This window comes from Patiriisocius sp. 208BN25-11 (genome assembly GCF_058147145.1).
On sequence record NZ_JBYVJY010000003.1, the window covers coordinates 212,616 to 228,025 of the forward strand.

13 protein-coding genes are annotated in these 15,410 nt (G+C 35.9%); all 13 read left to right on the top strand.

All coding sequences use genetic code 11. The features are described from left to right. The first annotated feature begins 6 nt into the window (after positions 1-6). The 13 genes from ACY2RS_RS05895 to ACY2RS_RS05955 all read left to right on the top strand — a co-directional run bounded on the left by ACY2RS_RS05895 (position 7) and on the right by ACY2RS_RS05955 (position 15,390). On the top strand, positions 7-3,117 hold the full coding sequence (locus tag ACY2RS_RS05895; RefSeq protein WP_490097696.1) for a WD40/YVTN/BNR-like repeat-containing protein: 3,111 nt from the start codon (positions 7-9) through the stop codon (positions 3,115-3,117). Between the two features lie 79 nt (positions 3,118-3,196). Further along, a complete protein-coding gene (locus tag ACY2RS_RS05900; RefSeq protein WP_490097697.1) occupies positions 3,197-3,733 on the top strand; it encodes a CopD family protein in 537 nt (178 codons plus the stop codon). Positions 3,734-3,758: 25 nt separating this feature from the next. Further along, positions 3,759-4,652, top strand: coding sequence for an alpha/beta hydrolase fold domain-containing protein (locus ACY2RS_RS05905; RefSeq protein ID WP_490097698.1), 894 nt, complete (start codon positions 3,759-3,761; stop codon positions 4,650-4,652). Between the two features lie 91 nt (positions 4,653-4,743). Next, the gene (locus ACY2RS_RS05910; protein ID WP_490097699.1) at positions 4,744-6,207 is read left to right on the top strand and encodes a sensor histidine kinase; all 1,464 of its coding nucleotides are present in this window, start codon (positions 4,744-4,746) and stop codon (positions 6,205-6,207) included. 142 nt (positions 6,208-6,349) lie between these two features. Continuing rightward, complete coding sequence (locus ACY2RS_RS05915; RefSeq protein ID WP_490097700.1) at positions 6,350-7,132, top strand: enoyl-CoA hydratase/isomerase family protein; 783 nt, start codon at positions 6,350-6,352, stop codon at positions 7,130-7,132. 12 nt (positions 7,133-7,144) lie between these two features. Beyond that, positions 7,145-7,762: a TMEM175 family protein gene (locus ACY2RS_RS05920; RefSeq protein ID WP_490097701.1), complete on the top strand. Its 618-nt coding sequence runs from the start codon at positions 7,145-7,147 to the stop codon at positions 7,760-7,762. Between the two features lie 66 nt (positions 7,763-7,828). Next, entirely contained in the window at positions 7,829-8,908 is a 1,080-nt protein-coding gene (locus ACY2RS_RS05925) for a PA0069 family radical SAM protein (protein WP_490097702.1), read from the top strand. Positions 8,909-8,940: 32 nt separating this feature from the next. After that, a complete protein-coding gene (locus tag ACY2RS_RS05930) occupies positions 8,941-10,647 on the top strand; it encodes a helix-turn-helix domain-containing protein (RefSeq protein ID WP_490097703.1) in 1,707 nt (568 codons plus the stop codon). A gap of 233 nt (positions 10,648-10,880) precedes the next feature. Further along, positions 10,881-11,303, top strand: a complete 423-nt coding sequence (locus ACY2RS_RS05935; RefSeq protein WP_490097704.1) for a hypothetical protein — start codon at positions 10,881-10,883, stop codon at positions 11,301-11,303. Positions 11,304-11,310: 7 nt separating this feature from the next. Next, positions 11,311-11,517 (top strand): hypothetical protein, encoded by a 207-nt coding sequence (locus tag ACY2RS_RS05940; protein WP_490097705.1) that lies wholly within the window; start codon positions 11,311-11,313, stop codon positions 11,515-11,517. 225 nt (positions 11,518-11,742) lie between these two features. After that, the gene (locus ACY2RS_RS05945; RefSeq protein WP_490097706.1) at positions 11,743-12,612 is read left to right on the top strand and encodes a TraB/GumN family protein; all 870 of its coding nucleotides are present in this window, start codon (positions 11,743-11,745) and stop codon (positions 12,610-12,612) included. 84 nt (positions 12,613-12,696) lie between these two features. After that, positions 12,697-12,870, top strand: a complete 174-nt coding sequence (locus ACY2RS_RS05950) for a hypothetical protein (RefSeq protein WP_490097707.1) — start codon at positions 12,697-12,699, stop codon at positions 12,868-12,870. Positions 12,871-12,963: 93 nt separating this feature from the next. After that, on the top strand, positions 12,964-15,390 hold the full coding sequence (locus ACY2RS_RS05955) for a DUF2135 domain-containing protein (protein ID WP_490097708.1): 2,427 nt from the start codon (positions 12,964-12,966) through the stop codon (positions 15,388-15,390). Positions 15,391-15,410 lie beyond the last annotated feature (20 nt).

Sequence of the window (15,410 nt, forward strand, 5' to 3'; positions counted from 1 at the left end):
CAAACCATGAAACAAACTACCATCTTTTTATTGTTATTTAGTATTTTCTTCGGAAATTTTAACCAACCACTACACGCCCAGCAGTACGACGAATCGTTATACAGCGCTCTTGAGTACAGGCTTGTAGGTCCTTTTCGAGGAGGTCGAAGTGCTGCCGTCACAGGAGTACCCGGGAAACCCAACCTATATTATTTTGGATCTACCGGAGGAGGGATCTGGGAAACAAAAAATGGTGGACGTAGCTGGAAAAATATAAGCGATGGCTATTTTGGAGGCTCTATTGGTGCTATTGAAGTAGCGCAAAGCGATCCAAATGTGATTTATGTGGGTGGTGGTGAAAAAACAGTGCGTGGAAATGTGTCTTCTGGATATGGCATTTGGAAGTCTGAAAACGCAGGAAAAACATGGTCGCAAGCCGGACTAAAAAACAGCCGTCATGTACCAAGACTTGTGGTACATCCAACAGATTACAATACCGTATATGCAGCCGTTATGGGGAACATCTATAAACCCACCCAAGAACGTGGTGTGTATAAAAGTATCGATGGAGGAAAATCTTGGAAAAAAACCTTATTTGCTAACGAAAACGCGGGGGCTGTAGATCTTATCATGGATCCAAACAATCCTAGAATTTTATATGCTTCTACCTGGAATGTGCGTCGTACCCCTTATAGCTTAAGTAGTGGTGGAGCAGGTTCTGCTTTATGGAAAAGTGTCGATAGCGGAGAGACTTGGAAAGAAATTTCTACTAACAAAGGATTTGCAGAAGGCACCTTAGGAATTATTGGAGTCACCGTATCTCCAGCCAACAGTGAACGCGTTTGGGCCATAGTAGAAAATGAAAAACAAGGGGGTGTCTATAGAAGTGATGATGGTGGAGAAACTTGGACGAAGATAAACGACGAGCGTAAACTGCGTCAGCGTGCCTGGTATTACACCCGTATTTATGCCGACCCTAAAGACCAAGACATCATGTATGTTTTAAATGTACGCTATCACAAAAGTACCGATGGTGGTAAAACCTACAGTACTTACAATGCACCGCATGGTGATCACCACGATTTATGGATTGCTCCAGAAGATCCAAATAGAATGATCATTGGTGATGATGGTGGCGCTCAAGTTACCTATGATGGTGCAGAGACTTGGAGTACGTATTACAATCAGCCCACTTCGCAGTTTTATCGGGTAACCACAGACAATGCCTTCCCGTATCGAATTTATGCGGCGCAGCAAGATAATAGTACCATTCGTATTCCGCATCGTACCGAAGGACGCAGTATTGGAGAAGATGATTGGGAGTCTACCGCTGGAGGAGAAAGTGCTCATATTGCCATAGACCCACTCAACAATGATATTGTATATGGAGGAAGTTACGACGGATTTCTAACCAGATACAACCACCAAAAAAACACAGTGCGTAGCATTAGTGTATGGCCAGACAACCCAATGGGGCATGGGGTAGAAGATATGAAATACAGATTTCAATGGAACTTCCCTATATTCTTTTCGCCACACAATCCTAAAAAATTATACACGGCATCTAATCATTTACATGCTACCACCAATGAAGGAGAAAGCTGGGAATTGTTGAGCCCGGACTTAACCAGAAATGATCCAGCGAAGCAGAAATCGTCTGGAGGCCCTATTACACAGGATAACACATCTGTAGAATACTACTGTACCATTTTTGCAGCTGCCGAAAGCCCAGTAAAAGAAGGGTTGCTTTGGACAGGAAGTGATGATGGTCTTATTCATGTTTCTCAAAATGGAGGAAAAGATTGGAGCAATGTAACCCCTAAAGGAATGCCAGAATGGATGATGATTAACAGCATAGAACCTTCTGTGTTTGATGCTGGAACTTGTTATGTAGCAGGAACCAAGTACAAGACAGGAGATTTCAATCCATACTTGTACAAGACTACAGATTATGGTAAATCTTGGAAGAAAATTACCAGCGGTATTGACAATGAACATTTCACAAGAGTACTACGTGAAGATCCAAATCAAAAAGGATTGCTCTATGCAGGAACCGAGACAGGCATGTATATTTCGTTTAATGATGGAAGCAGCTGGCAACCGTTTCAGCTCAATTTACCTATTGTCCCTATTACAGATTTGGCTCTCAAAGACAACAATTTAATCGTAGCCACGCAAGGAAGAAGTTTATGGATTTTAGATGATTTAACAGTCATCTACCAACTTGCTGACGCTAAAAACAAAAGTAACTACTTGTTCACTCCAAAAGACACCTACAGAATGGGTGGAGGATCTAGAAGTGGAAGCTTAACTCAAGGCACCAATCATCCAAGTGGGGTGATGACCTACTTTAACCTTAATACTATAAAAGACAAAAAAGTGACCTTGAGCTATCTATCGGCTGCAAACGACACTATAAAAAAGTTTAGCACCAAGGCAGATAAAAAGAAAGATATTGGTGCTTTGAAAATTTCCGAAGGTGGAAATTACCATACTTGGAACATGCGAGGAAAAGGTGCAGAACGACTACCTGGTATGATTTTGTGGTGGGCAAGCACTAATGCACCGCAGGCCGTTCCGGGGCAGTATAAAGTAGTGCTAGAGGTGGAAGGACAAGAGACACAAACTAGAGTGTTTAACATCTTAGCAGATAAAAACGCAGAGACCGATGTGGCGGGCATGCAAAAGCAATTCGATTTTATCACCGATGTGAACGCCACGGTAGATAAGGCGCATAAATCTATTAAGAAGATACGTGATATTAATAAACAATTGAAGGCCTTTAAAACCCAATACAAAGACAATGATGACGTGAAAGAGCTGGTGGCAAAAGCTGATACCTTAAGCGAGCAATTTAGTGACATTGAGAAAGCCTTGTACCAGACTAAAAATAGAAGTGGTCAAGATCCGTTAAACTTCCCGATTCGTCTTACCAATAAATTGGGGCATTTAAACAGTTTGGTGAGCATGGACGATTTCCCGCCAACCACACAAGATATTGCTGTAAAAAATGAATTGACAGCAGCCATAGAACAGGAGCTCACAAAATTTGACTCCCTTGTTTCGGGAGAGATCAAAGCTTTTAATGCGGCTTTTAATAGTAAGCAATTAAACTATTTGTTTATTGAGGAAAAATAAATAACAACCTAAAATTTTAGATTAAAACCTCTTGATTCTTTTGATTTAAGAGGTTTGTTTTTAGGCTATATTTGTACCCATGGAATACAATTACATAAAATCGCTACACCTTATTTTTGTGATCACCTGGTTTGCAGGCTTGTTTTACATTGTGAGGTTGTTTGTATATCAAATTGAAGCCTACCATAAAGAATCTCCCGCCAAAGAAATTTTAGGAGATCAACTAAAAATAATGGCAAAACGCTTGTGGTATATCATTACCTGGCCTTCTATGATACTCGCCATTGGTTTTGCTGTTTGGTTACTTGTGTTACGCCCATTTTATTTGTCGGATGCATGGATGCAAGTAAAGTTAGGCTTTGTTGTGGCACTTATTTTCTATCATATAAAATGTCATTTAATCTTTAAAGACTTGCAAGAGGATCGTGTGAAGTACTCTGGAAATTTTATGCGCATTTTTAATGAGGGCGCTACCATTATTCTTTTTGCAGTGGTGTTTTTAGTGATTTTAAAAAATGCCGTGAATTGGATCTATGGCACCCTAGGGATTCTAGTATTTGCCATCTTAATCATGTTAGGATTTAAACTATACAAACGCATTCGCGAAAACAAGTAGTTTTTTGTAGCTATAACTTCACTATATGAAACAAAGTTTATCGTATTATCTAACATTGTTTGTTCTTAAGCTTAAGGGAATCAAAAAAGAATTTAGCAAAGACCCTATAGATGTTAAGAGGATCCGAAAAGAAGATGTATATCTTCCTAAAGATGTATTCTTCAAAAAGCATGAGATGGCTACATTTCAGGTTTTGGGTTCTTCAGTAACTGAAATAAAACAAAAAAATACCACAAAAAAGCTCGTTGTTTTTATTCATGGAGGTGCTTTTATTTCAGGTCCTGCTAAACATCATTGGGATAGTATCAAGGAGATTGTAAAGCGAACTCAAAGTAATGTTTGGATGTGTAATTATCCAAAAGCTCCCGAGCATACCATTTCAGAAATATCAAAAAACATAGATGCAGTATATGAAATGGCATTACAAAGATATCGTGACACAGAAATCTCACTATTGGGGGACTCTGTTGGAGCTACATTAATTACAGCACTAACACAAAGATTGATAGCAGCCAAAGGATTGTTACCCAAACAGCTTATTTTAATATCTCCTGTTATGGATGCAACAATGTCTAATCCAGATATTGATGCCATAGAACCCAAAGATCCTATGTTGTCTAAAGCGGGCATTTTAAGCGCCAAAAAATTATGTGCCGAGAATAATGATTTAAAAAATGAAATGATATCACCTCTCTTCGGAAATTTTAGTGGATTTCCAAATACGGTTATGTTTTTAGCAAAACACGATATTATGTACCCAGATGCACACTTGGCAGCTCTAAAATTTCAGCAAGAAAAGATTCCTGTTAAAATTATTGAAGGAGAAAACATGCCACATATTTGGCCTTTATTGCCCGTTATGAAAGAAGCTAAAATTGCCTTACACCAGATCATAGCTATCATAAACACAGCATCCTAAACGGTTTAAAACTCTTAATTCATACGCTTGTGTATAAAAGTGGTGTAATTATTGCTATCTTTCCGTAACAATCACAGTTTAGAAAACGCCCTTGAAGTTTTATACACAGTCTTTACGAAACAGAATTTTTTTATCGATGTTAATCCTTGTGGTGTTGGCATCTATTTTAATTGCAGCGGTAACGGTCTATCAATACCGTGAAGAAGCAACAGACTACCATCACGACAGGCTCGAACGTAAGCAAGAAAACATTAAGAAAAACATCGATTATGTTCTTGATGAAACGACCTATCCTGTAGAGACAGAATACATCCCGCTTATTTTTAAAGATGAAATTTATAAGATCAAACGTATTCACAATTTAGAATTATACCTCTATGATTTAGAGGGATCTCTACTAAAAAAATCGAAGGCTTCTTTTATAAAAGACACTACCAATACCTGCTTGCCGGCCTACGTGTTAAATGCCCTAAACGATTCTACAGACAAAACGTTTATTGAAGAATTCTCTGAAGGAGGTCAAAATTATCAGTCATCTTACACCTACATTACCGACAACTATTTTAAGCCTCTAGCTATTTTAAATTTGCCTTATATAGAAGATGATGGGTTTATCAAAGACGAATTAAAAGAGAGCCTTTCTCGACTAGCAGTTACCTATTTATTTATGTTAGGTATTGCCATTGCCTTGGCGTATTTCTTATCGAAATACATTACAAAATCGTTGAATACTATTAGTCAGAAAATCATCGACACAAGACTAGACAAGCGTAACAAACGCATTAGTGTGACCGATAATACCACCGAAGAAATTACCAATCTCGTAAAAGCCTACAATGGTATGATTGACGAGCTGGAAGTAAGTGCCGCGCAACTCGCTGCCAACGAACGCGAAGCGGCATGGCGAGAAATGGCTAAACAGGTCGCACATGAGATTAAAAATCCATTAACACCCATGCGTCTTACAGTGCAAAGTTTTCAACGAAAGTTTGATGCCAACGATCCAGCCATTGGTGAAAAGATAGATGAATATAGCAATACGCTCATACAGCAAATAGATACCATGAGCTCCATAGCCTCTGCATTTTCTAATTATGCCCAAATGCCAGCTCAAAAGGATGAGACTTTAAACATTGTAAAGATCACCAAATTGGCACTCGATATTTTTAATGAGCACTTCATCTATTTTGAAGCAGCGCAAGAAGAAATTATTGCCAAGTTTGACCGCTCGCAACTCATACGTGTGATTAATAACTTGGTAAAAAATAGTACTCAAGCCATCGAGCAATCTACTCAAGAAAACCCTAGAATTGATGTGAGGATCTCTCAAGAAAACGGACAAGCCATCATCACCGTAGAAGACAATGGTATTGGTATTAGTGAAGAAAATAAAGACAAAGTATTTGAACCCAAATTCACCACTAAGAATAGTGGTATGGGGCTTGGCCTCGCCATGGTTAAGAATATTGTAGAAACCTACGGAGGAAGCATTTCTTTAACTTCAGAAGAAGGAGAAAACACTATTTTTAAAGTAACCATCCCAACTTTAAGATAATTCTTTTAAGTTAAATATAGTCTCCCATTGAAGGGAGATTTAGAGGGATGTTCAGACAAATTTTTATTATTGATCTTAGTTAATTTTTTCTACCAAAATTAGATAGTATTTTTGTAGCTGAAATTTTATACACACGAATATCATGAGTTACACTAATATAACGGTTGTTACCAAAGACGGTATCGCGACCATTACGATCAACAGACCTTCAAAATTAAACGCTTTAAACAGCGAAACCATTCAAGAATTACACAATGCTTTTAAAGAAGCCGATGAAGCATTTGAAACCAACGTGATTATTATTACAGGAAGTGGAGAAAAGGCTTTTGTAGCGGGCGCAGATATTAGTGAGTTTGCTGACTATACTGTTGCCGAAGGCGAAAAATTAGCGGCCCAAGGACAAGCTCTGTTATTCGACTTTGTAGCGCATTTAAATACACCCGTAATTGCAGCCGTAAATGGTTTTGCTTTGGGTGGCGGACTAGAATTAGCTATGGCAGCACATTTTAGATTGGCAAGCGATAACGCCAAAATGGGATTACCAGAAGTATCTTTGGGTGTTATTCCTGGCTATGGAGGAACACAGCGTTTACCGCAGTTAGTCGGTAAAGGGCGTGCCATGGAAATGATCATGACTGCTGGTATGATAGATGCTGTGCAAGCAGAGCGTTATGGTTTGGTTAATCATGTCACCAGTCAAGAAGAATTAATACCTATGGCACAAAAAATAGCTAGTAAAATCAAGCGCAATTCTCCCGTTGCTATTGGCGCAGCGATTAATGCGATTAATGCAGGATATGAAGACGGAGAAAATGGCTTTGACGCAGAAATCACCGAATTTGGAAAATGCTTTGGTACTGCAGATTTCCAAGAAGGAACACAAGCATTTTTAAATAAACGCAAGCCAGTATTTCCGGGAAAATAACTAGCTTTATCCATGCTTAAAAAATATACCTTTTCAAAAGACCGCATCTTTGCATTTAATGATGCGGTCTTTTCTATTGCCATTACGTTATTGGTTTTAGAAATCGCTATACCTGCAGCTTCGTTTATAAAGGAGCAGGGAATTTCATTAACATTTCAGTATTTAATAGTAGATTTTATTGGTTTTGTTGTGAGCTTTATGGTGATTTCCCTGTATTGGAAATTTTATTTAGTCTACTCTAGATACATTGTTTCTTTCGATAATAAACTCCTGAGACTAAATGTATATATATTATTAGCTGTGGCTTTATTACCCTTTTCTACTGGGTTTTTTGTAGAAGGCATTAATTTTAAAGAATCTTTTGTGTTTTACTGTGGAAACCTTGTGTTTCTTGGGCTTATGATGTATTTCCAGCTTAGAATTGTGTTAAAAAGAGCGAAACTTCAAATCAGTAAAAATGATGCGTCATATTTAAGGTTTAGGGCTTTGTTAGCAGTTGTTTTCTGGGCTATTATGATGGTGCTATCTTTTTGGTTTTATTCTCAAAAAATGGTTTTAGCCATCTTCAGCATTTTTATATTCCAGTATGTAGGTAAATGGTACTATGAGCGTAAGTCAAATCTAAATTAGGAATAATTCCATATTAAAAAGGAATTATTCCAAAATTCAAGTACTTTTGTTGTCTAATAATAGGCAATGAATCATTCTCAAGATAAACCCATCAAAGGTCGTGGTGCGCAAGCGCGTATTCATAATAAGTTCTTTGAGTTGAGTCATGAGTTGCGAGATGATTTCTTAAACTATTGTGCTGCCGAGGGGGAGATTCCTCAAAGCAACCAAACCAAGTACATAGAAGTACATCCCAAAACCTTTGTCAATAAAGTAACCAGTCCAGATATTGGGATGAGTTACTCTGCAAATCCGTATCAAGGATGTGAGCATGGTTGTGTGTATTGCTATGCTAGAAATACTCATGAATATTGGGGCTATGGCGCTGGCCTCGATTTTGAGCGTACCATCTTATATAAGGCTAATGCCCCAGAATTATTAGAACAAAAAATTAGGGGCAGAAACTGGCAAGGAGATACGATTGTTTTTTCGGGAAATACAGATTGTTACCAACCCATAGAGCGTAAACTTGAGATTACTCGTAAATGTTTGCAAGTGCTCTATCGTTGGAGGCACCCAACGGGGATTATTACCAAAAACAGTTTGATTTTAAGAGATCTCGATATCTTAAAGGAAATGGCAAAACTCAATATCATTCACGTAAACATTTCTATTACCTCACTTCAAGAAGAAACCAGAAGGCTACTAGAACCAAGAACCGCGAGTATCAAACAGCGTCTTAAAACGGTTGAGATTTTGGCGGCAAATAATATTCCTGTACGTGTCATGATGGCGCCTATTATTCCTTCGTTAAACAGTCATGAAATTTTACCACTCGTAAAAAAAGTAAGTGAATTAGGAGCGCAGTCTGTGGCCTATACTATCGTGAGACTCAATGGTCATATTGCTACAATTTTTGAAGATTGGGCGCGTAAAACCATTCCAGATAAAGCAGACAGATTGTTGAGCCAAATTGCTCAATGTCACGATGGTTCTTTAAACGATAGTGTGTATGGTAGGCGCATGAAAGGGGAGGGTCCTATCGCCATTCAAATTAAAAACACTATGGAAATAGCAAAACGCAAGTACTTTCAAAACAATGATATTTCAGTAGTAGATAAAAGTCACTATATGCAGTTAAAAAACCCGCAGACACGTTTGTTTTAATTGCTATCTTTGGAGCTTACTCATTAATTTCTATGAAGGTTTTTGTAAGCGTACTTATATTTTTTCTATCGGTTGGATTGGTAGCTCAAGAAGATACCCTCAAGGGTAAAAATTATAAAGAGCTTACAACCCTATTACGTGCTAATGTGCAAGACAGTGCAGTGGCATTAGCCATCACAAAATATTATATAGCTAAAGCTCAAAAGGAGCAACAATTAAATAGAGAAGCTGAAGGACTTTTGTCATTAGCGCTTATTTATAGTCAGCATTTGGATCCTTCAAATAGCGTTGTTGAGGCAGATAAGGCCTTAGCATTTGTTAAAAAACACGAATTAGATTCTACTAGAGGACGTGCTTATTTAACAGCAGGGAGTATATACCTTGGCTCTGGATATATTCAAAGGGCCATAGAAGTCACAGAGGAAGCCTTACTGTTTGCTGAAAGTACTGATAATGAAGATTTAAAAAAGCAATCTGAAGGAATGCTAGATTTCATCGGTTCTATTGGAGGAGAAAATGAAGCTGCTATTTCAAAATATAAAAAAGAATTACGCGACTTAATTTACAATCCAGATAAAAGTCTTTCTCCCGAAGCTATTGAGACGAAGAAAATGCAAATTGAGATGTTCATTGGTGACGCGTATACAAAGATGAAACAAAGCGATTCTAGTGTTAAATACATTAAAAGGGCACTTCAAAAATCGTTAACTGCGCCAAAAGATAGCTGTTATACAAAGTCATTATATACAATGTTAGGTGGCGGAGAAACATTAATAGGAAATTATTCTGCCGCAAAAAAGAGTTTCGATTATGCTTTGCAGTATTGCAGGCCTATTACAAAATTTGATAGTTTATTAATAGGAGGTGGTTATGCAAAATTAGCATACAAGCAAAACAAGTACCAAGAGGCTATTTATCACATGGAGCAAGCTTTAAAAACCTATACTGTTTCAGAAGCTGAGGAGTCTTATATGCAAGACTATTATATGGTGCTAGCAGATTCTTATAAAGAAGTAGGAGACCTTGAAAAAGCTAATTTGTATTTTGAAAAGCACGTGTATACTACCACTCAGTTTAGCAAAGTACAAGACTCTATTCAAGGGAACATAAGAGCAAAAGAAATAGAAAGATTTGAAGCAGAGCTAGCTATTTTAAAAGAAGAAAAAGATCAAAAACAAAGCTATCTTAATTACCTTTTATTAGGAGGCTCTGTTGTGATTTTAGGGCTGCTTTTTTTACTACTGAAATTTTATAAAACCAAAAAAGAGAACGAACAAAAGTTTACAGCCTTACTCGCAAAAATAGAAGCTGCCAATACTCCCGAAGAGATTATAGACACCAAAGATGAGGTCTTAGAAGAGCGAAGTACCAATGATTTGCCAGAAGAGACCAAACAACAAATTTTGGAAGGTTTAAAAAAGTTAGAAGCCAAAGAATACTTTTTAAGTAAAGAATGTAACTCCTATAATGTGGCTAAAAAGATTGGCACCAATACCTCTTATTTATCGAAGGTGGTCAATACACATTATGGTAAAAACTTTAATACCTATATCAACGATTTACGAATTAATTATGCGGTTCTTCGTTTAAAGAATGATGTGTTTTTTAGAGGCTATTCTATTCAAGCCATTGCCGAAGAGTTGGGGTATAAAAGTGCAGATTCTTTTACCAAATACTTTAAAAAAGATACTGGATTAAATCCTTCATTTTACATCAAGAACATTAAAAATATTGCCTAATAAGCACCCTAAAAACCTAAATTTATAAATTTAGGGAAGCTGTTTTTCTGAAATTTCAAAATTTCAAAATAAATCTTTTACCCTACTATTAGTAACGTTTCACAAGCTTTTTAAGCCTTCCTTTTTTTCTTAAAATAGGGAGGCTTCACTTTTTTATAGCTGTAACGAACCACATCTTTGTGTCATCAAATAAGGGCAACCAAAAAACAATTTGAATCTTAAAAATAAAACACATGAAGACACAACAAAACAACACAGGAAAACGAATTTTAAAAATAGCATTAATATGCTTAGCACTTATCCTAATCATTCCATTTTCGATGGGAATGTATACAGGTATAACATCTCACATGGGAGCAACTGGCGCTATCGAAAAATCATTACAGAACCATTGCAATTGTGAAGCAATAGCATTTGATCATTCAGCTTTTGGAATAAGGATTAGTAAAAAAGATGGTCTTAGTGGGAATGCAGTTTCGTATACCTTGAAAGAATGTGATTTTGAGAATACAGTAGCAGAAGAAGCAAAACGATTGCACACCATTTTTCAGCAAGAAATAACAGGCTACGATGAAATTGATCTATTGCACCTAAATTTTGAAACAGAAACCGGTGTTGAAACAATTACATTTAAAAACGGCACAATTGCAAAATAACAAGACAATGAAAAACAAAACTCCTTTACAAATAAAACTAGCGCTTGTAGCCATAGGAACCATCTTTATGGGCACCGAAATGATTGTAGCGTATATCTCTAAAGAACCCTATAGTTTTGAGCAAGTACGAATATGGTTTACCATTTTAATAGCATCTATTTACTATGTGTTGGCTACTCAAATTTCAGAAACAACCAAAAACAAAGACTCATGAAAACAGACAAGACAACATCAAAAATCCAACTCATCAAATTTGGTATTGGAGTCATAGCAGGTGTGACAATTTACTTACTTATTCAACTAATCTTTTAAAACCTTTAATTATGATCACTTTAGTAACTTTTATAGTAGACATTACCATTAAAATTATTTTTTAATCGGCACCCAAAATTTTGGGACATCAATCAAAAAACGAACAATCATTTAAAACAAAACAAACATGAAAAATTTAAAACGAACTATTGCAATTGTAGCCATTATCTGTATGTCTATTTTTAAAACCCAAGCACAAGAAAGCACCAACAGCTTACTATGGAAAGTAGAAGGTAACGGCATTCAAACCTCCTATGTGTTTGGAACCTTCCATATGCTTCCTAAAGAAGATTTTATTTTGAAAGACAAGGTAAAAAATGCGCTTAATACAACAGCATTGACGGTATTAGAGCTCGATATGGACGATCCTTCTATGCAAGCCGAAATGATCAAGCACTCTACTATTACAGATGGGAAAACATTATTTGACTATATGGACTCAGATGAAGTGACGCTGGTAGATACATATTTAAAAGAAAAAATGGGTGTAGGTTTAGAGCAGTTTAAAACCTATAAGCCACTCATGGTATCTTCTATGGTAATGATGGGGTATTTAGGGAAAGACTTTGCAAGTTATGAGGCTACACTAATATCACTTACCAAGGAGCAACAAAAAGAAATAAAAGGACTAGAAACCATTGCCTACCAAATGAGTCTTTTTGACGAGCAACCCTATGATGAGCAACTGGACGAGGTTGTGAAATTATTAAAAGAAAAGGAAAGTATGTCGACAATGTTTAATAGCATGATCACCCTGTATAAAACAGAAGACATTAATGGATTGTATGAATTTATGGATGATTATTTTGACTATGATACCGAAAAAATGAACACGTTATTGCATACTCGTAATGCAAATTGGATTCCTCAAATAGGAACCTATTCTAAAGATACCGCTGTTTTTTATGGAGTTGGAGCTGGACATCTTGGTGGAGACTTAGGTGTAATTAGCCTACTTAAAAAAGCAGGATATACCGTGACGCCAGTTACAGAGTAACAACAACACCAACCAATCAAAACAAGTGATACACAGGCAATGTTGCTAGTGTATCACTTTATTGTTTTATTTAAATTTTAAATTATGAAAAATACAGCAACGTTAATAGTTTTAGTAGGCGCCTTAGGCATTCTAGCATCTTTATACAATATGATAAACACCAACGAAATCGTTTCAAATCTTAGTGGTTTGGTATGTGGTGGATGTTTAATTTGGGGTTATTTCGAATTAAAAAGAGAAAAAAAGGATATTGTATGATTTGGACATTTGGTCTTAAATTTTTCTAAAAAGAACAAAAACATACTTTTTGATATGCTAACTTTATGAAAAGTAGATGTTTAAATCAGTTGTATGAAGTCTTTATTTACATTATTGGGATTTGTTTTGTTTTTTTCGTCGACATTATTCTCACAAACCATTATTAGGGGGACCGTTTTGGATATCACAACAGGGAAACCAATTAAAAATGCTAAAATTGGGATTAGTGGTCAGAGTATTGGAGTTTTTTCTAATGAAAATGGATGGTTTACCTATAAGAAATATCAAGAAGTTTTAGATGAAGAAAGTAGCCTTGAAGTTTCAGCAAAAAAGTATAAAAAGTTTGAAGGTTCTGTTACTCAAATTCGGGCTTTTCAAAACAAAACGGCTACCATCTATTTAGAGCCAATAGTACAAAAGGATACTGTTGAAAAAAAAACAAGGCATATTGCGGTGTTTTGGGACGCTTCTAGAAACGAGCAAAGCCAGAGTATTCTGCAAAAGAGAGCCTATCTATTGGAAGAGATCCAAAAAAAGGATTTTGATACCTTAACCTTCATTGCCTTTAATGAACATATACAAGTTTCAAAAAAATTAATCAAAAAAGAGGTGTCTCATAAACTAGCTAAAATTGTAGGTGCAATTGAATATGCTAAAAACGCTGATTTTAGTTTGTTAAATGCAACAAATTTTGATGAAGTATTTCTTTTTAGTTCTTCAGATCCTTTATTTAATACCATTCAAGTTTCTCAAGACATCCCTGTTAATGTAATTACAAGTAGTAATGCAGAAACCAATACTTTTTATGAAAAATTAGTGACCTATACCTCAGGAGAAATTATAGTGCCTTATTTTTTGAAAACAAAAACAATAGAAACCATTGAGGATATAGGAAATATGGAAAGCATATCATCTTCAAAAAAAGAGGTCAAAAAAATTACTAGAGAAAAAGTAACATTTGAAAATATGATTTCTGGTCAGGTATTTTCTGATGATTCCACACCTATTAATTACGCAATTATTACGAAGGAAGGCAGTCTAAAAGAATACTATACAGAGGAGGATGGTAGCTTTTATATTCCTTCAAAAAAAGGGGATTTTATTACTGTGTATTGCCTTGGACATTTTCCGAAGACTTTTGAAGTCGATGAAACAAAAAGTTACAAAGTTTTATTGGTGCCTAAGGCTGAAATATTAGATGAGGTAGTTCTTAAGGGAAAAATGAGTGCGCCTCCAGAATACAATTATAATGAAGAAAAACAAACAGATAAAGTAGGCAAAAGAAGAGTCCCGGTGCGAACAATTTATAAAGAAGATTTCAAAAAAAATGCCACAGATATTGCTGGTCTTGTAGATGGATGGTATGGAATAGACTCAAGAATTGGTTGGGATGGAAGCATTAGAACTACTATTAGTGGAGGGGAGTGTGTAAAATTTATTGTAGATGGAATTATTACGCCAGCAGATCATATTAGTATATCTACTATTGAGCGTATTACTGTATACTACAGCCCTAGCAGTGTAATACCTTGTCCTTCAAGAATCATTATTACAACGGTGTATCATCCCGACATCATAGATCAAAAGTTTAGACACATGGGGATAGATCCGCTTCGAAATAACAGCTATACTGAATATGTAGGCGCACTTGATTTTAATATGCTAGATGATGCCTATTTAAAAGATTTAGTAAGATTATCTGTGCCCGAAAAAAGAGAAATGTATTATTCTCTAAGGAAAAGAAATAGATTCAAAGTAGATTTTTATGTAGAGACCGCTCAATATTTTAAAGATTTTGACCCAGATTTTGCTGAAGAAATAAGATCTGATTTTGCCCAAATAGCCGAAGACAATGTAAAGGCATTACGAATTTTAGCGTACTTAAATGAAGCTGCATTCAATTACGAAGGAGCCAAAAAGGTATATAAAAAGATTCTGTCTTTAGATTCTGGAAACCCACAATCGTACAGAGATCTTGCAATGATTTATCAAGAAACGGAAAACTATTCTAAAGCATTTGAGCTCTACGTAAATATGCTAGGAAATCAAATCTTAGGAGTTGATTTTAGTAACATTCAAGAACCATTAAGCAACGAATTACAAAGATTGCTAATGCTTCATAAACGACATGTAGATTTTAAAAGAGTACCCAATGATTGGTTAAAAATTAATTTCAACATAGATGTAAGAATGACTATGGTAACAAGCGAATCTAATGTTCCTTTCGAGTTTCAATTTGTAGACCCTAAAAATAAATTCTATAGCTGGCAATCTATTAGTAAATATGCAAATAAATCATCTACGAACGAATTTATTATTGATGAGGCTAGTCCCGGGAAATGGATGGTAAATATGAGATATACTGGCTTTGAAGAGCAACAAAAAATTCCTCCTTATTTAAAATATACTATCTATAAAAATTTTGGCACCCCTAGAGAAGAAAAGTTAATAAAATTAATAAGAGTTGATAAACAACTGGATAAAGTGATGTTGGATAGTTTTTTATATGCTTCCAATTAGAAACTTTCGTTTTATTATAA